The following is a 17,870-nucleotide window of genomic DNA, read 5'->3' on the forward strand; positions in this document are numbered from 1 at the left end:
GGAGTCTCCCCATGCCGACCACGCACAACGAAGTGCCGACCGCGCGCCGACTGGGCACCGCGCCCGCGGTGGACGACCTCTCACCGGCGGAACGGCTGAGCACCGACGAACTCCGCGCCCTGCAGCTCGAACGCCTGCAGTGGACGCTGCGCCACGCCTACGACAACGTTCCCTTCTACCGCAGGAAGTTCGACGACGCCGGGGTGCACCCGGACGACTGCAGGGAACTGGGCGACCTGGAGAAGTTCCCCTTCACCACCAAGCAGGACCTGCGCGCCAACTACCCGTTCGGCATGTTCGCCGTCCCGCAGGAGCAGGTGCGGCGCGTGCACGCCTCCAGCGGAACCACGGGAAAGCCGACCGTCGTCGGCTACACCGAATCCGACCTGGACGCCTGGGCGACGGTGATGGCCCGATCCATCTTCGCCGCGGGCGGGCGCCCCGGGCACAAGGTGCACGTCTCCTACGGGTACGGGCTGTTCACGGGTGGGCTCGGGGCCCACTACGGCGCCGAGAAGCTGGGCACCACGGTCATCCCCGCTTCCGGCGGCATGACAGCACGCCAGGTTCAGATCATCAACGACTTCCGCCCCGAGATCATCATGGTCACGCCGTCCTACATGCTCACGCTCCTCGACGAGTTCGAACGTCAAGGGATCGACCCCCGGAAGTCCTCGCTCCAGGTGGGGATCTTCGGCGCCGAGCCGTGGACCGAGCAGATGCGCCGCGAGATCGAGGAACGAGCGAACATCGACGCGGTCGACATCTACGGGCTCTCCGAAGTGATGGGACCCGGCGTCGCGCAGGAAGCCGTCGAGACCAAGGACGGCCTGCACATCTGGGAAGACCACTTCTACCCGGAGGTGGTCGACCCTATCGACGGCGTCGCGCTTCCCGACGGGACCACCGGTGAGCTGCTGTTCACCTCGCTGACCAAGCAGGCGCTGCCGATCATCCGCTACCGGACCCGCGACCTCACGGCACTGCGTCCCGGCACCGCCCGCCCCGCGTACCGGAGGATGGACAAGGTCACCGGCCGCAGCGACGACATGATCATCCTGCGCGGGGTGAACGTCTTCCCGACCCAGGTCGAGGAGATCGTGCTCGACACCGCCGACCTCTCACCGCACTTCCAGATCCGGCTCACCCGCCAGGAGAGGATGGACCGGCTGACCGTGCTCGTCGAAGCCCTTCCCGAGACGCCCGCGGAGCGGTGGGGAACGGCCTCGGCCGAGATCGCGGCGCGGGTCAAGGACGGTGTGGGCGTCAGCGTCGGCGTGGAGATCGTGGAGCCGGGCTCCCTGGAACGCTCGGTCGGCAAGCTCCGCAGGGTCATCGACCAACGGCCTAGAGACTGAGGTCACTTGCGATAATGGTGTCCATGACCGAACCACCCAGCAACCGCGCCACCAAGCGCGGTCGTCCCGGCTACGACCTGGAATCCCTGCTCGCGGTGGCGGTCAAGCTGTTCAACGAGCGCGGCTACGACGGCACCAGCATGGAAGATCTGTCGCGCAAGCTGCAGATCACCAAGTCCGCGATCTACCACCACGTGCGCAGCAAGGACGAACTCCTGCGACTGGCGGTCAACCGCGGGCTGGACGGGTTGTTCGCCGAAGCCGACAAGCTGGAGAGCATCGACGGTCGCGCCATCGACAAGCTCGAGTACCTGGTCCGCGCCAGCGTCAACGTGCTCGTCGAGCAGCTGCCCTTCGTGACCCTCCTGCTGCGGATTCGCGGCAACACCAAGGTCGAGAAGGCGGCGCTGGCACGTCGGCGGGAGTTCGACCAGATCGTCGCCGACCTGGTCAGCAAGGCCGCCGCGGACGGTGATCTGCGCCCGGACGTCGACCCGGCCACCGCGGCTCGCCTGCTGTTCGGCATGGTCAACTCGCTGGTCGAGTGGTATCGGCCGCGACGCGGCGCGGACACCGAGACGCTCGCCGACACGGTGGCCGCCGTCGCCTTCGACGGGCTGCGAGTCCGCAGGGAGGAGTGACCGCCCGCGATCAGGGGCGGTGGTCGTCCCCGAGTTCGTAGAAGCCGTTGATGTGCCCGTGCAGCAGCTCCACCGCCCGCCGGCCGTCGCGGTTCTCGATCGCTTCCAGGATGGCTCGGTGCTCGCGGCGCACCCAACGCGAGGTCAGGCGCCAGTCGTCGAGCTGCTCGTAGGCCTCGATCATCTGGCGCTGGATCGCGGTGCGAAGCGACCCCATCAGGTGCGCGGCCAGGGAATTCCCGGTGGATTCGGCGATCCGCACGTGGAACTCGGTGTCGAGCCGGTTGAAGTCCCGGGCCGTGAGGTGCGGCGAGTCCATCTGGTCGAGGATCGCCCGCAACGCGAGGTGGTCGGCTCGAGTGGCGTGCCGTGCGGCCTCGGTCATCGCCCACTCCTCCAGCGTCAACCGGGTCCGCAGAACTTCGGCGGGGTCGAAGTGGCCGAGCGCGAGCTGCATCTTCAACAGCATCGAGAACCCGGTACCCGGGTGGCCGAGGAAGACCGTTCCGCCTTCGGGACCGCGACCGGGCCGGACGTCGACGACGCCCAGGGCCTCGAGCACGCGCAGCGCTTCCCGCAACGAGGGTCGGCTCACTCCCAGGAGCTGGGCGAACTCCCGCTCGCTGGGCAACCGGTCGCCGGGCGCGAGACGACCGTCGAGGATGCGCTGCTCGATCTGCGACATGACCTGCTCGTAGGTCCGAACCTTGCGCGCCGGCTCCCACGAGCTGTGGGTCGCGGAACTCATGCCACTCCTCACTTCCGGCCTTCGTTGCCCAGGTCCAACCACCTTACGTCCCCGTTCACCCGAAATCGGCCCCACTGACGGCATCCTTACGCTCCGCTCGAGGCCGGTGCCCGGATTCGGGCCCTGAAAAGCCCGGGAACCTTCCTGCCGGGGAAGTAGCAGGAAGGTTCCCGTTCATCGGTCAGCTGGTCAGTGGGCGCCGATGCCGGTCAGCGATCGGACCTCCATCTCGTCGGTGCGGTCGCCGTCCTCGCGCTCTCCGAGCAGGGTGCCGATGTAGCCGAACAGGAACGAGGCCGGGATCGACACCAGGCCCGGGTTGTTCAGCGGGAACAAGGCGAAGTCGGCCCAGGGCATCATGGACGACGGGGCGCCCGAGACGACCGGCGAGAAGATCATCAAGAGCAGGCACGTGGCCAGCCCGCCGTACATGCCCCACAAGGTGCCTCGGGTGTTGAACCTCCTCCAGTACAGCGAGAACAGCAGGGTGGAGAGGTTCGCGGAAGCGGCGAAGGCGAACGCCAGCGACACCAGGAACGCGAGGTTCTGACCGTTGACCAGGATGCCGCCGATGATCGACGTGGCGCCGATGATCAACGCCGTCAGCCGGGCCACCCGGATCTCCGAGTCCGGGTCGGCCTGGCCGCGTTTGAAGACGTTGGCGTACACGTCGTGGGCAAAGGAGGCCGACGCGGTCAACGTCAGCCCCGCCACCACGGCGAGGATCGTGGCGAAGGCGACCGCGGCGACCACTCCCAGCAGCACCGTTCCGCCGATGCGGTAGGCGAGCAGCGGAGCCGCGGAGTTCTCCCCGCCCGGGGCCGACAGGATCGAGTCCGTGCCGCTGACCGCGCCCGCGCCGAAGCCGATCACCAGCGTGCACAGGTAGAACACGGACATCGTGACCGTCGCCCACACCACCGAACGCCGGGCCTGCAGAGCGTTGGGCACCGTGTAGAACCGCATGAGGACGTGCGGGAGCCCTGCCACGCCGAGCACCAGGGCCAGCGACATCGAGACGAAGTCGAGCTTGGTGGTCCCATTCTCGCCGTACTGGGCTCCGGGGGCGAAGATCCGCTCGCCGAGCGGGTTCTTCTCGGCCGCGTGCTGCATCAGGGACGTGATGCTGAATCCGAACTTGCCCATCAGGAACAGGGTCATGAGCGCGACGCAGAGCATCAGCGCCACGGCCTTGATGATCTGCACCCAGGTGGTTCCCTTCATCCCACCGACGAGCACGTAGACGACCATCAGCGCGCCGACCGCGGCGATCACCAGCGCCTGCCCGGCCGCGCTGTGCACGTCGAGCAGCAGCGCGACGAGGCTTCCCGCGCCCGCGATCTGCGCGATCATGTAGATGAAGGAGATGACCATGGTCGACACGGCTGCTGCCGCGCGCACCGGACGCTGGTTCATCCGGTAGCTGAGAACGTCGCCCATGGTGAATCTGCCGGTGTTGCGCAGGAGTTCGGCGATCAGGAGCAGGTTCACCAGCCAGCCGACCAGGAATCCGATGGAGTAGAGGAATCCGTCGTAGCCGTGCACGGCGATGGCGCCGGCGATGCCGAGGAACGAGGCGGCCGACAGGAAATCGCCAGAGAGCGCGATTCCGTTCTGCGCACCGGTGAACTGCGCACCGGCGGCGAAGTAGTCGGTGGTGGAGCCCGCACTGCTCACCCGGTAGACGATGTAGAGGGTGACCAGCACGAATGCCGCGAAGATGCTGATGTTGAGCATCGGGTTGGTGTCCATTACGGCCGCTCCTCCCCGGTCGCCTCGCGGTAGAGGGCATCGGCGCGCGGGTCGATCTCGCCGGCCGCGTAGCGCAGGTAGAGGACCGTGATGACCAGGGTGCTCACGAACTGGGCGATGCCGAAGACCAGACCGATGTTGACGGTCCCGAACAGCCGGATCGCCATGAATCCGGGGTAGTACGCGGCGGCGATGACGTAGCCGATGTACCAGAGCAGGAAGATCGCGGTCATCGGGAACGTGAACTTGCGCAGCTTGCCGCGCAGTTCACGGAAGTCGTCACTGCGCGCGAGTTCGGGGAAGTCCGGTTCCGGACGACCGAGGTCGGGCAGATCGGTGCGCCGGGCGGATTTGTCGATCTGACCGAAGGTCGCTTCGGTCTCCCGCGGGGGCGGCGGGGGTTGGGTGGCGTTGCGCATGCATCCTTCCAAGCATTTCGAGCATCGCACCGGCGTGTTCCGCCGATGCTGCGAAGTCCCCCAACTCCGTCCGACCGCCGCAGTCGTTCCCGATCTCCTTCGATCGCGAATTCAGCAGCGGCCGGTGACCGCACGACCTTGCGATGCCAACCGGGCCGGAGTCTAACGATCAATTCGCATTACCTGGACTACGGCAGCGACACACCACACCTATTGATGAATCGAATGATCACTACGCGTGATTGGGGCCGACTCGAAGCCACACCTCCCCGGGTGCCGGACGGCAGCGCAGAGTCCCCCACGATCGGCCCGATGAAAACCGTTTTAGCTGATCAACGGCAGAATTAGGCGAGGGTAACACAGGAAGAGCATGGGAACCTTCCTGTCGTTTTCGCCCACATCGTCACCCGATAGGAGAGATTCTCTCCATCGGGTGACTAAAGCGCGGGCGACCTCCCCGGAAATGAACACGAGCAGTGTCCAATGTGCTCGGCGAGGCCGCCGCCACCCACGAAGATGATCTCCATTGATGCGAATTCGCAGGTCAGCGGTTCAAATTCAGGAACCTTGGTAGATCATTCCGGTGAGGTAGTGTTCTGCACGCCGACGACCGGTGCGAACTGATTCGATGCCGCCGCGATCACCCCCGACATCGCAGGCCTTCGAGCACCACCGTCGAAGACCGCACGGCCACCCGCGAAAACCCCGAAACGCAGGCAGCGCCGCCAACCACGCATGACCTGCCGCGCACACCCGAGGCGGGCCGGCCTGCCCACCACACGAACGCGCAGTTGGCGACGAAAGCTTCCACCGCGCGGGAAAGGACTGCGTCGTGAGCAGCGGAGTACAAGACCCGCCCGCGAACGCGACCCGGACGTCCATGTGGTCGCGCGCCACAACTCGAATCATCACGTGGCAGAACTGGAAACTCCCGGTCAAGATCGCCGCGGTCGTGCTCGTCCCGGTCATCTTCGCGATCGTGCTGGGCGTCCTGCAGATCCGCGGTCAGATCACCGAGGCCAGCAACTACGAGCAGATGGACCGGGTCGTCTCAGCCGGCCGCGCCGTGCGCACCGCCGTCGACCGGCTGCAGGACGAACGCAGCCAGGCCGCGGAATTCCTGGCACGCGGACAAGTCACCAGCGCCGACGTCCGCAACCGGTTCGCCGACTCGGACCGGGCGCTCGCCGAAACCCAACGCCTGCTGCGCGCCGCACCGGACAGCGACGCCGTGCGCTACGCCCGCCAGGAAACCGACCGGCAATCGACCGAACTCGAACCGATCCGCAGGCTCGTGCTCGGCGGCAACGTCGACCCCGGCATCACCGCCAACTCCTACACCGAGCTCATCGACGTGATGCTCGCGCTCGACCGCACCCTGATCAGCCAGATCTCCTCGTCGGAACTCGTGGCCACCGCCACCACCATCCACGAGCTGGCCAAGATCAGCGAAGAGGTCCAGTTGCAGCAGGCGCTGGTGCTCACCGGCCTCGCGCACGAGAACTTCACCAGCGACAACCTCGCCCGGATCGCCGCCAGCGAGGCCCGCCGCACCGCGGCGGTCAAGGAGTTCCGCGCCGCTGCCGACCCGGAGCAGCGCATCCGCTACGACCGGCTCTACACCAATCCCGAGGTGCCCGCCCGGGAAACCTCGGTGCAGCTGGCCATGGCCGAGCAGAACAACACCCGATCGAGCCTCTCCTCGCACCTGGTGTCGTCGACGACCTGGAAGAACCAGTCGCACACCGCCGCGCAGGCGCTCACCGATCTGCAGGCCCAGCTCGACCGCCAGCTGCACCACACCGCTTTCACGCTGCAGGACACGGCGGGCAACCTCGCCGGGCTCGAATCGGTCCTGCTGCTCAGCGCCCTGCTCGTCGCCGGAGCGATCGTGGTCGTGATGGCCCGGCACCTGCTCGGATCGCTCGACGTGCTGCGGCGCAGCGCGCTCGACACCGCCAACCACCAGCTGCCCAACGCCGTCGCCGACATCCGCGCCGGTCACGCACCGCTGGCGGTCGACCCCGTGCCGGTCTCCACCACCGACGAGGTCGGTGAAGTGGCCCGCGCGTTCGACGACGTGCACGCGCAAGCGGTCACCCTCGCCACCGAGCAGGCCGAGCTCCGCCGCAGCTACAGCGACTCGTTCATCAACGTGTCGCGGCGCAGCCAGAGCCTGCTCGAACGCCAGCTGCGGCTGTTCGAACAGCTGGAACGCGACGAGGAGGACCCCGACCAGCTGGCGACGCTGTTCCAGCTGGACCACCTCGCGACCCGGATGCGCCGCAACAACGAGAACCTGATGGTGCTCTCCGGCGCGGACCTCGCCCGGCGGTTCACCAGGCCGACCACCCCCGCCGACCTGCTGCGGGCGGCGGTCTCGGAGATCGAGCACTACCCGCGGGTGACCGTGCAGCAACTGCCCGACACCAAGATCGTCGGTTACGTGGCCAACGATCTGGTGCGGCTGCTGGCGGAGCTGCTCGACAACGCCGCGAACTTCTCGGCGCCGCAGACCCAGGTGGTGGTGTCGGGACAGCGGGAGAAGGACGGTTCCCTTCGTCTCGACATCGACGACGAGGGCATCGGCATGAACCCCGCCGAGCTCGCCGAGGCCAACCAGCGCCTGACCTCCGACGAGGAGATCAAGCAGTCCACGTCCCGGCGCATGGGCTTGTTCGTGGTCGGGCGACTGGCCCGTCGGCACGGCATCCGCGTCGAACTCGCCCCCGGGCAGGAGGGCACCGGCGTGCGCGTGTCGATGACGCTGCGGCCGGAGCTCCTGGTCGACGACGTCTCGCTGCCCGCCCCGCGCACCAACGGCGTCTACCGCCCGGACCACGACGACGACACGCTGATCCGGCAGTTCGACTGGGAGGCCGCTGAGCAGGACGCGATCAGCGATCCGCCCACCCACAACGGATTCCACCTCTTCCGCGGAGACGGCGACGAGGTGCCGAACACCGCTCCCGCGGACCTGTTCGCCACCCAGGAGATCTCCACCGAGCCGCCGCCCGCGATGGAGGTTCCCTCCACCGCGGAGTCGATCCTCGACGAGCTGTCCTCGGCGTGGTTCCAGGAACGGCCCGACGGTGAACCCGAGCTCCTCTGGCCGGACGAGGCCGACGGCCCCAACACCGAGACGTTCGCGGTGGTGGACCTGGAAGAGAAGGACCCGTCCTCCGACGACGCCGACGACTCCACGAGCGAGGCGCCGCTGCGGGACTGGAGCTTCGCCAGCGATGAGGGCAGGCAGCGCGCGGAGGAGGTCGCGGCGGCGGAACCCACCGACTTCACCTCGGCCGGGTTGCCGCAGCGGATTCCGCTGGCGAACCTGGTCGCCGGGAGCGCCGACCGGCCCGACGCCGAAGAGCCCCGGCCGACGCGGGACGCCAACCTGGCCCGAGGCAGGCTGGCCAGCTTCCAGGCAGGGGTCCAGCGGGGTCGGCACCGGCTGACCCAGGCGGGCCAGGCGGCGAGCAGCGCGGTCGAGGGACCCGCCACCGCGCCACCGGACGCGCCCGAAGACCCCGCACCCGCAGCGGTGGAGGAGACCTCCGACGAGGCCGCGCAGTACACGCCCTCCGGCCTTCCCCGCCGCACACCCAGAGCCCAGCTGGTATCGGGCTTGGCCACCGATTCGGCCACCGCACCGCCCCGCGACGCAGACGTGATGCGCGGTCGGCTGGCCAGCTTCCAACGCGGTGTCCGCGAAGGCAAGCACAGTCTCCGCGACCCTCAGCCCTCAACGGATGAGACCCGGTGACCCCCGAATCAGTTAGGAGGAAAGGAGGCGCCATGAACGCCCACAATTCCCAGCCGAGCCAGTTCGGTTGGCTCGTCACGGACTTCACCGAGCGAGTCCCCGGTGTCGCCCACGCAGTCGTGGTCTCTGCTGACGGACTGCTGCTGACCGCATCGGCGAAGCTCCCCACCGATCGCGCCGATCAGCTCGCTGCGGTGGCGTCCGGGCTGCTCAGCCTCACGCAAGGGGCTGCGAGGTGCTTCGAGGCGGGTTCGGTCACCGAAACCGTGGTCGAGATGGAACGCGGTCTGATGCTGCAGATGGCCATCAGCGACGGTTCCTGCCTGACGGTGCTGGCGGCTCCGCAGTGCGACATGGGTTTGATCGCGTACGAGATGACGCTGCTGGTCGAACGCGTCGGCCAGATCCTGACCCCCGAGCTGCGTTCTCAACTGCAGGGCACGAGCCGCGTGATGACCGGACAGTCGGTGTGAGGCGGAGATGAGCGAAGGTCCGGACCCGACCGGGCAACACCGGTGGCGTAACCCCGATGCGCCGGACAACGACGGCGTGGCGGAGGTTTTCAACCGGTTCACCCTGGACAGCGGACGCCGCGGGTGGCGCTGGAAACGTGCGCGGAAGGACCCCGGACCGCAGGGCGCGACCGAGCCGGGCGGTGACGATCGCGGGGCGCGGTCGCACGCGCCGCATTCCGGTGCCTCCGCGCCCGAACCGCCGTGGCCGGCCTCCGACGGCCACGGCGAGACCGCCCCGGCACCGGTGCCCGCGTCCAGGCAGCCCTCGGACGCTTCGCCGGACCGTGACGCGATGTCGACCTCCATCCGCCCCTACGCGTGGACCGGAGGCCGCACCAGGTCCAACCACCACCTGGAACTGGAGACGCTGGTCTCGGCCAGCGAGTTCTGCACGCCGGAGCGGTTGCGGCGCACCGAGCACCACTCGATCGCCGAGATCTGCCGGCACCCCAGATCGGTGGCCGAAGTGGGCGCGATGCTCGGGGTTCCGCTCGGCGTGGCCAAGGTGCTGCTCGGTGATATGGCGGACCTGGGGTTGATCACCGTGCACGAAACCGTCAGCGACAGCGCCAGCTCGTCGCACTTCCTGTTGATGGAACGAGTTCTGAGCGGTCTCCGTCGGCTCTGACTCCCCCAGCGCGCCGGACTCATTGGCGACGCGCCGAACGCAGCAACCCAGCTCTGACTCGATGACTGAAGTGGGCAGACATGAATCCTGATACGCAAGCCCGGCCTGAATCCCCCCGCAGGTCCCCGACCACCACCTCGGCGAAGATCGTCGTCGCCGGTGGTTTCGGCGCAGGAAAGACCACGTTCGTCGGTTCTGTGTCGGAAATCGTGCCGCTGACCACGGAAGCGGTCATGACCGAGGCCAGTCACGGAATCGACGACCTGCACGCCACTCCGAACAAGCAGACCACGACGGTGGCCATGGACTTCGGTCGCCTCTCGCTGGATTCGGATCTGATCCTGTACCTCTTCGGAACCCCCGGCCAGCACCGGTTCTGGTTCATGTGGGACGACCTGGTGCGAGGAGCGATCGGCGCGGTCGTGCTGGTCGACACGCGCCGCCTCGCGGACTGCTTCTCGGCCATCGACTTCTTCGAGGACCGGAAGCTGCCGTACATCGTCGGCCTGAACTGCTTCGACGGCAACCTGCAGCACCGCGTGCAGGAAGTCCGCGAAGCGATGGCAATCCCCGAGGACGTCCCGATCGTCACCTGCGACGCCCGAAACAGGGAGTCCACCAAGCAATCCCTGATCCGGCTGGTCGAGTACGCGATGCAGTGGTGGATGCAGCGGCATCCGGAGGAGCAGGGGAACCTTTCTGCCACGCGCTGACCCCTCCGCTCCCGGTGGGCGTGGGAGCGCTTCATCCCGGTGCTCGGCTGGGCGAAGCGTTCCCACGCCCACTTCGTAGCCGGGCGGTCACCCGTTCAGGCACCGGGTCCCAACACGCGCACGTCGACGCTTGCTTCCACGATTTCGCGCGCTGTGGGCCGATAGTTCTTGGCATGCAGAAATCGATCGCCGCCAAGGCAGCCGCCGCCAACCTGCGTCGCCGCGTCTACCGCGTCGCCGAACTCGCCAGGCTCGGCATCAGCCAGTCCACCGCCTATCGCTGGGCTCGTGCCGACGGCCCGTGGACCCGCCTGGCGCCCGGAATCGTGCTCGTCGCAACAGGTCCCGCGACGGTGCGCGACCGCATCGACGCCGCGTTGCTGCGCGCGGGCCCGGGCGCGATGGTCACGGGGATGCACGCGGCACGGCTGCACGGCTTGAAATCGCCGCCCGAGTCGGCTGACGTCCACATCCTCATCCCGCACGGTCAGAAGATCCAGAGCTATGCGGGGACGCGCTTCGAACGAACCACCCGCCTGCCGAAACCTGTTTTCGTCGACGGGATTCCGGTCGCCCCGCCGGTGCGCGCAGTGATGGACGGCGCCCGCACGTTCCTGTCCGCGGCCTTGACCAAGCAGCTCCTCTTCGAAGCGGTTCAGCACGAGAACCTCTGCGATTTCGAGGAACTGGTGACCGAGATGAATCGCGGCAGTCGCCGTGGCACGGCCTTGCCGCGCGCGACGCTGCGCGCCTACCGCCTAGACCTCGCTCCACCGCGCGATCTGCTGCGCGTGGCGCCGCTCGCCGGTTCCGGGAAACCGCCGCCGTCCGCGCGGGCAGCCCGTTCACGTCGCCATCCGCTGGCGGTGGCGGGGCGCCTGATCAGTCGCGCGTTCCTCAGGACACAGGCGCTGAATCCCTGATCGCGAGGCGATCGTCGACCGGTTTCCCGGCGATGTCCACGGCACGTCCCGGCGGGACCGGTGTCGCCGAAGGCAGCCAGCTGCCGGCGCTGCGCCACGCCGTGTCGATCAGAGCGCCGGAGTGCGCGAACGAGTAGGGCGAGAGCCCCACGACGGAAGGAGCGGGCACCACGTACAACTCGCAGCGGGAGGCGTTGAGCTGCATGTCGAGGCGTGCTGCGGAGACCATCGCCGCACCCAGGGCGGCGCCGTTGACTCCGCCGACCGAGCGCGGCGGTGTTTTCGGCGGCGGCCAGGTCGCGATGGAGCCGACCCCGCGGCGCCGGTCCGCGTTGCGCTCGAACGGCTCGGTCCCACCGCAGGGCAGCACGAACACGCGCTGAGCTCCCTGCTCGACGGCGCGGCTGATCGGCATGAAGGCCGCGGGGCCTCCGTCGACCAGCCAGCGCTCACCGACCTTCACGGGTGGGAACATCCCGGGGATCGAGCAGGACGCCACCAGCGGTGGCAGAGCGGGTCCCTCTTCGAAGTAGACGGCTTCGCCGCTGACGAGGTCGGTGGCGGTGACGGTCAGCGGGATCTCCGCCTGGTCGAGCCTGCGGAACGGGAGGGTCTCGTGCAGCCATCGGGCGAGCCCGTGGTTGCCCATGACGTGGTTGGACAGGCCGAGCTTGCCCGCGAGGATCCTCATCGGCTGGATCGGGAATACGTCGGCGCGCCGCATCGACTTCCACAGCTCGCGCAGCTTCTCGACACCGCGCACGGTGGGGTCACCGGCGATCCACGCCGCGTTGAGCGAGCCCGCGGAGGTTCCCACGACGATGTCAGGGGTGACGCCGTGCTCGATCAGTGCCGTTGCCAGACCGGCCTGGATGGCTCCGAAGGTGGAGCCGCCGGGCAGGACCCATGCTGTGCGCATCAGCTCTCCCTCCTGCATTCACCTTGTGCGCAAGAGTAGCGAGGAACGCAGTATTCGCAGCTCAGGCGTCGCCGGGATCACCGCGCCTGCGGTGGCGCTTGATCTCCGAGCGCCGCTTCTTGCCGGCCAGGCGCCGCCGCTGCGATCCCTTGGTCGGCTTGGTGGGGCGGCGCTGGGCCGCGGGCGGTGCGACGGCGGCGGCCAGCACGGCGGCGAGGCGTTCGCGCGCGGCTTGGCGATTCGCCAGCTGCGCTCGGCTCTCGGACGCGGTGATCGTGATGACCCCGTCGACGAGCCGCTTGCCGAGCCGCTCGAGCGCCCGGGCGCGCAGCTTCTCCGGCACGGACGCCGCCCGCGCGAGGTCGAAGGACAGTTCCACGCGTGAGTCGGTGGTGTTGACGCCTTGCCCGCCCGGTCCGGACGACCTGGAGAAGCGCTCGGAGAGCTCCGCGGGCGGGATGCTCCAGGCACGGGTGACGGGCAGGTCTTCGGGCATACCGCCAGCATGCCGCAGTCCATCGGCGGGCACGGCGGCACCTGCCGTGCGGCTTGGGATCCTTCCTGCCACCTGTGCGGCAGAAAGGTTCCCAAGCAGGCGATTCAGCTCCCGGCGGGCCTCCACCCGGCGACCCCGCCTGGCACCGGGGCGTCGGCGGCGTAGGGGGTGCGGGTGAGGATGAACGTGTTGAGGTTGAGGTGGTTGGGTTTGCCGTCGGCGTCGCGGCCGATGCGCAGGATCTCGCCCGCGTAGTAGCCGTCGAGGCCGGTCCAGGTGCCATCGCCGTTGGGGCGGAAGCGCGAGGCCCTCCCCTTGCGTCCGTGCCCGAGCCTGAGGTCAAGAAGACCGTTGCTCAGGACCCGTAGCACGTGCGGGGACGGGCCCCAGTACCACTCACCGGTCAGTTCGAGCAGTCCCATGTCGACGTCCGGGCGGGGGATCCAGGGCTCCGGGATGCGCGGTTCGTGCTCGGCGAGAGCGTCGAGCAGGTCCGTGCCGAGGGCTCCGGTGACGCCGGCCGTGGTGTTGGCCATGAAGATCACTGCCTCGTTCTCGGCCGGGTCGGTCCAGACGCTGGCCAGGAAACCGGGCATGGAGCCGCTGTGGCCTGCGAGCCTGCGACCGTTGTGCCGGATCAGCTGGAGGCCCAGGCCGTAGCCGGAGCGCCATTCGGGTCCGTCGTCGACGGATCCGGGCACGCGCATCTCCGCCACGGTGTCCGGGTGCAGAACCTCCCCGGTGTCGCCCAGGACGAACCGGGCCCACCTGGCCATGTCGTCAAAGGTCGACCACAACTGCCCGGCCGGTGCCATCGCACCGGCGTCCTCGGCCGGTTCCGGCAGCACGACATCCGCCCACGGGTGCACGGCCAGCCCTTCGGCGTGCGGTGCGACGTTGCTCAGGGTGGTGCGACGCATCCCCAGCGGCTGCAGGATTTGGCGTTCCATCACCTCGTGCCACGGGGCTCCGCGGAGGCGGGCGACCAGTTCGCCCAGGACGCCGAACCCGACGTTCGAGTAGTGGAACTGGTGGCGCGGTGTCGGGCGGATCGCGCTGTCGTCGATGGTGGCGAGCAGCTCGTCGGCGCTTCCTCCCGGGGTGCGTTCCCACCACTGCCCGGCGGGTTCCGCGGTCAGGCCGCTGCACTGGCTGAGGATCTCGCCGATGCTGCGGTTGCCGAGCGCCGTTCCCGGGAGGTGCTCGTCGAGCTTGTCGGTGAGGTCGAGGCGACCTTCATCGCGCAGCCGCATCACCAGGACGCCCACGAACGTCTTCGTGATCGAACCGACCCGGTACTGGGTGTCGGTGGAGGCGGGTGCCCCGTTGACCTGGCCGCGGGAGTCGACCCAGATGGTCTCGCCGTCGCGCAGCAGGCCGGCGATGAGGGAAGGAACCCGGTTTTCACTCTGCTCCACGGCCAGGCGTCGCAGCAGCACGCGCTGGGTGGAGGGCAGCAGACTCGTCACCATGCCTCAATGCTGTCACGCCAAAGGTCGTGCGCACGCGCATCGTCTCCGAGCGTCCGGGCGGAGTGGCAGGAAGGTTCCCGTGCTTCGGCTCAGGCCTTGCGGCTGCGCCGTTCGACTCCCTTGCTGATCCCCTGCTTCACCACCGGGAACTTCACGGGCAGCTTTCCGATCATGATCAGGACGAGGATGAGCAGTGCCAGCACGATCCAGCCGGTCCAGCCCAGCAAGCCGACACCGGCGTTGTCGACCGGATGTCCGGCCTGGCTGAAGACCAGCGCCATGGTGCCCGCGGAGTTGAGGAATCCGTGCGCGATCGCCGCCGGCCAGACGCTGCCCGACGCCAGCCGCAGCCAACCCAGCAACGTCCCCACCAGCACGCAGAAGCAGCCCATCATCAAGAACGCGACCACGACGGGCACGGTCGGGTAGTTGTAGCCGAGGAGCAGGATCGGGGCGTGCCACAGGCCCCACAGGACACCGGTGGTCAAGAACGCGCCGGACTGACCGAGCGGGAGCAGCTGCTTGACCAGGTAGCCGCGCCAGCCGAGTTCCTCACCGAGCGCGGGAACCGCGTGAACCCACCCGAGCAGGAAGATCCAGCCGAGCTGGGTCACGGCGAGCCCGGTCGGTGAGACCTGGTTCTGCTCACCGACGACGGTGGTGCCGGTCTGTTCGGCGAGTCCGGAGAACCCGGTCCAGTCCGCTTCGTAGACGCCGAGCAGGTATCCGACCACCAGGGCGAGCAGCATCGCGACCAGCGGCCCGGCGCAGCCCAGGAGCGCGTAGTGCCACCACTTCTTGATTCCGCCGGGGTTGGTCAGTCCCAGTGATCGCAGTGGGGTCGGGCTCGGGCTGATCCACCGGCTGACCACCAACGCGGCCACCGCGGGCATGAACATCATGAGCGCGAGGGCGACCGGCGCCCACTTCCACGACAGCCCCTCGCCGGTCAGCCAGAGCGGAAGGCTCAGCAACCAGGCCGGTGCGTAGGCGAGGACGACGAACCAGACGGTGCCGCGAACATCCACTCGATCACGTTCGGAAGCCACGCTGGCATTTTGCCAACGTTTTCTGAGTTGTCGCTGAGCACGCCCTGGGATGAGAGAAAGGGGGCCTTCCTGTCATCCGACATGACAGGAAGGCCCCCTCGTCGTCACGATCGCTCGCTCACGGAGTTGGTGCTCCGGGCTGCGGAGCTTGCGCGGGCGGTGCCGCCGGTGTGCCCGGGAGGGGCACGGTCGGCAGACCGTTGTGGATCTTCGTCATCGCGTCGAACCAGGTGCGCGCGGGCACCTTGCCGCCGTAGATGTTGCCGTCGCCGCACAGGTACGGCGGTGAGTCACCGCCACCGTCGCAGATGCCTTGGGGCCGCTTGCCATCGGAGTAGGTCAGCACCGCGCCCGCCATCTGCGGGGTGGCGGCCAGGAACGCGGCGGACTTGTGCTCCTGGGTGGTGCCGGTCTTGCCGATCATCGGACGCGCCCACTGAACCGCCTGCGCCGCTGCGCGGGAGGTTCCCTCGGTGTCGTCCTTGCTGAGCCCTTGCGCCAGCCCGGTCGCCACCGCCGGCGACACCGCCTGCTCGCAGCCGGGCTCGTTGAGCGTGACCGGGTTGCCGTAGCGGTCCTTGACCTCCTCGATCGGCGTCGGCGGGCAGTAGACGCCGTCGCTCATGATCGTGGCGGCGACGTTGGACAGCTCCAGCACGCTGGTCGGGGTGAAGCCGAGGGTGAAGGACCCGTTGTTGCGGTTCTTGATGGAGTCGCCCAGCGACGGCCCGTTCGACCCGTCGTCCTTGAGCGTGGATCCCAGCGCGTTGACGCCGTTGATGCTCTTGCGCATGCCGAGCTTGGCGGCCATGTCGACGGCGTTGTTCAGCCCGACGCGTTCCAGCAGCGCCACGAATCCGGTGTTCGGGGATGTTGCCAGCGCCATCTGCAGGGTGCGCGGTCCGGGCCGGACGCCTTCGGCGTTGTGCACGGTGTAGGGCGCCAGACCGTTCTTGTAGACGCGCGAGGTGTAGCTGGCGGGCACGTCGATCGTGTCGTAGATGTCCATGCCGCGTTCGAGCGCGGCCCCGGCGGTGAAGATCTTGTAGATCGACCCGGCGCCGAAGGGCTGCACTCGGCTGACGATGTCGTAGGCCGTCTGCCCCTTGCTGGGGTCATTGCCGAAGTCGCGGTTGGCGACCAGTGCTCGGACCTTGTGCTTGTCCTTGCCGGGTTCGACGACCGACATCGCGTTGGCGATGCCCTCGGTCTGGGTCGGGACCTGCTTCTGGGCGGCCTGCTTGGCCGCGTCGGAGGCGGTGCGGTCGAGCGTGGTGCGCACCGTGTACCCGCCGACCTTCAGCTGGTCGGTGTCGATCCCGTAGCGCTCGAGGTAGTCGCGGACGTAGGTGCAGAAGAAGCCGTCGGTGGTGCCGTCACCGATGCCGACGCAGCCGTTCGGCGGGCGCCCCAGCGGGGAGAGCACGCCCAGGGGCTCCTGCTTGGCGATCTCGGCGTCTTCCTTGGTGATGCGGATGTCGTTGTTGCTGTCCGCCATCAGGTCGATGACGAGGTTGCGCCGGGCGAGCGCGTCCTGCGGGTTGCTGTTGGGGTTCAGCGATCCGGGCTGGTTGACGACCGCGGCCAGCAGCGCGGACTGGGCGATCGTCAGCTTGTCCGGGGTGGTGCCGAAGTAGGTTTGGGCGGCCGCTCCGACGCCGAAGGTCTGGTTGCCGAAGGGCACCACGTTGAGATAGCCGGTGAGGATCTCTTCCTTGGACATCGTGCGTTCGAGCTCGACGGCGATCTTGGCTTCGCGGAGCTTGCGCGCGATCGTCGTTTCCTTGGCCTGCTCGGCCTCGAGCTCGTTGGTGGCCGTGACGTGCACCAGGTAGTTCTTCACGTACTGCTGAGTGATCGTCGACGCGCCCTGGGCGGTTTCACCGCTGCCGATGTTGGTGGCCAGGGCCCGGATGGTGCCGTGCCAGTCGACGCCGCCGTGGTGCCAGTAGCGCTTGTCCTCGACCGCGGTGATGGCGGCCTTCATCGTGTCGGCGATCTGGTCCGGGCGGGTTTCGACCCGGTAGTCCTTGAAGAAGTAGGCGATGGGTTTGCCGTTGCGATCGGTGACGGTGGACACCTGCGGCATTTCCTGCTTTGCCAGCGAACTCGACATTTTCGACATGGCATGGGTGGTCTGGTTGACCATCGCCCCAGCCCCGGTCGCCACCGGCAGCAGTAATGCCGCCACGAGTACGCCGGCAAGGACGCACAGTCCGAACATCTTCAACAGCACGCCGCTGCGCACGCCAGCCCCTATCACCAAAGTGTCCGCAAGATCCGGCCACCGACCGCGGGACGCGGCGCACATCCGCACTCCCGCTCACCGATCCCAGCGGTCGGAAAGAACCACCGGCTTCCGCTGCGCGGAAGCAATCGGCATCGTTTCGCTTTGCCGTCAACCAGTTCGTTGATATCACACCCGGCCGCGTGGCCCGCGTGCTGCCGAACAACTGAATTCGACTTGAAAT

The 17,870-nt window shown here is 68.2% G+C and carries 15 protein-coding genes; 7 read left to right on the top strand and 8 right to left on the bottom strand.

Annotated features, from left to right (window positions below):
* Nucleotides 1-11: 11 nt before the first annotated feature.
* Both paaK and QFW96_RS08945 read left to right on the top strand, forming a co-directional pair.
* A complete protein-coding gene (gene paaK, locus QFW96_RS08940; RefSeq protein ID WP_281455074.1) occupies nucleotides 12-1,358 on the top strand; it encodes a phenylacetate--CoA ligase PaaK in 1,347 nt (448 codons plus the stop codon).
* Between the two features lie 23 nt (nucleotides 1,359-1,381).
* Nucleotides 1,382-1,999, top strand: a complete 618-nt coding sequence (locus tag QFW96_RS08945) for a TetR/AcrR family transcriptional regulator (RefSeq protein WP_281455075.1) — start codon at nucleotides 1,382-1,384, stop codon at nucleotides 1,997-1,999.
* A 10-nt stretch (nucleotides 2,000-2,009) separates the two neighbouring features.
* On the opposite strand, the gene QFW96_RS08950 is transcribed toward QFW96_RS08945, so the two are convergent.
* The 3 genes from QFW96_RS08950 to QFW96_RS08960 form a co-directional block, all read right to left on the bottom strand.
* Complete coding sequence (locus tag QFW96_RS08950) at nucleotides 2,010-2,747, bottom strand: FadR/GntR family transcriptional regulator (RefSeq protein ID WP_281455076.1); 738 nt, start codon at nucleotides 2,745-2,747, stop codon at nucleotides 2,010-2,012.
* A 189-nt stretch (nucleotides 2,748-2,936) separates the two neighbouring features.
* A complete protein-coding gene (locus QFW96_RS08955; protein WP_281455077.1) occupies nucleotides 2,937-4,499 on the bottom strand; it encodes a solute symporter family protein in 1,563 nt (520 codons plus the stop codon).
* Nucleotides 4,499-4,918 carry a DUF485 domain-containing protein gene (locus QFW96_RS08960; RefSeq protein WP_281455078.1) on the bottom strand — a complete coding sequence of 140 codons (420 nt, stop codon included), beginning with the start codon at nucleotides 4,916-4,918 and terminating at the stop codon, nucleotides 4,499-4,501. The genes QFW96_RS08955 and QFW96_RS08960 overlap by 1 nt, the downstream gene beginning before the upstream one ends.
* Before the next feature lie 832 nt (nucleotides 4,919-5,750).
* Between QFW96_RS08960 and QFW96_RS08965 the strand changes: the two genes are divergently transcribed.
* The 5 genes from QFW96_RS08965 to QFW96_RS08985 all read left to right on the top strand — a co-directional run bounded on the left by QFW96_RS08965 (nucleotide 5,751) and on the right by QFW96_RS08985 (nucleotide 11,463).
* Complete coding sequence (locus QFW96_RS08965) at nucleotides 5,751-8,684, top strand: sensor histidine kinase (protein WP_281455079.1); 2,934 nt, start codon at nucleotides 5,751-5,753, stop codon at nucleotides 8,682-8,684.
* Nucleotides 8,685-8,716: 32 nt separating this feature from the next.
* Nucleotides 8,717-9,157 carry a roadblock/LC7 domain-containing protein gene (locus QFW96_RS08970; protein ID WP_281455080.1) on the top strand — a complete coding sequence of 147 codons (441 nt, stop codon included), beginning with the start codon at nucleotides 8,717-8,719 and terminating at the stop codon, nucleotides 9,155-9,157.
* A 7-nt stretch (nucleotides 9,158-9,164) separates the two neighbouring features.
* Nucleotides 9,165-9,827, top strand: a complete 663-nt coding sequence (locus QFW96_RS08975) for a DUF742 domain-containing protein (RefSeq protein WP_281455081.1) — start codon at nucleotides 9,165-9,167, stop codon at nucleotides 9,825-9,827.
* 80 nt (nucleotides 9,828-9,907) lie between these two features.
* Nucleotides 9,908-10,540 (top strand): GTP-binding protein, encoded by a 633-nt coding sequence (locus QFW96_RS08980; protein WP_281455082.1) that lies wholly within the window; start codon nucleotides 9,908-9,910, stop codon nucleotides 10,538-10,540.
* A gap of 173 nt (nucleotides 10,541-10,713) precedes the next feature.
* A complete protein-coding gene (locus QFW96_RS08985; protein WP_281455083.1) occupies nucleotides 10,714-11,463 on the top strand; it encodes a hypothetical protein in 750 nt (249 codons plus the stop codon).
* Here QFW96_RS08985 and QFW96_RS08990 read toward each other — a convergent pair.
* The 5 genes from QFW96_RS08990 to QFW96_RS09010 form a co-directional block, all read right to left on the bottom strand.
* Nucleotides 11,438-12,382, bottom strand: a complete 945-nt coding sequence (locus QFW96_RS08990) for a patatin-like phospholipase family protein (RefSeq protein ID WP_281455084.1) — start codon at nucleotides 12,380-12,382, stop codon at nucleotides 11,438-11,440. The two genes, QFW96_RS08985 and QFW96_RS08990, sit on opposite strands and share 26 nt — an antisense overlap.
* A 61-nt stretch (nucleotides 12,383-12,443) precedes the next feature.
* Nucleotides 12,444-12,878, bottom strand: coding sequence for an alternative ribosome rescue aminoacyl-tRNA hydrolase ArfB (gene arfB / locus QFW96_RS08995; protein ID WP_281455085.1), 435 nt, complete (start codon nucleotides 12,876-12,878; stop codon nucleotides 12,444-12,446).
* A 104-nt stretch (nucleotides 12,879-12,982) separates the two neighbouring features.
* Complete coding sequence (locus QFW96_RS09000; protein ID WP_281455086.1) at nucleotides 12,983-14,350, bottom strand: serine hydrolase domain-containing protein; 1,368 nt, start codon at nucleotides 14,348-14,350, stop codon at nucleotides 12,983-12,985.
* 89 nt (nucleotides 14,351-14,439) lie between these two features.
* The gene (locus QFW96_RS09005) at nucleotides 14,440-15,399 is read right to left on the bottom strand and encodes a CPBP family intramembrane glutamic endopeptidase (RefSeq protein ID WP_281455087.1); all 960 of its coding nucleotides are present in this window, start codon (nucleotides 15,397-15,399) and stop codon (nucleotides 14,440-14,442) included.
* A 118-nt stretch (nucleotides 15,400-15,517) separates the two neighbouring features.
* Nucleotides 15,518-17,569, bottom strand: coding sequence for a transglycosylase domain-containing protein (locus QFW96_RS09010; protein ID WP_425524738.1), 2,052 nt, complete (start codon nucleotides 17,567-17,569; stop codon nucleotides 15,518-15,520).
* Between the last annotated feature and the right edge of the window lie 301 nt (nucleotides 17,570-17,870).

The sequence above is a fragment of the Saccharopolyspora ipomoeae genome (assembly GCF_029952525.1).
In the GTDB taxonomy this organism is placed as follows: domain Bacteria; phylum Actinomycetota; class Actinomycetes; order Mycobacteriales; family Pseudonocardiaceae; genus Saccharopolyspora; species Saccharopolyspora ipomoeae.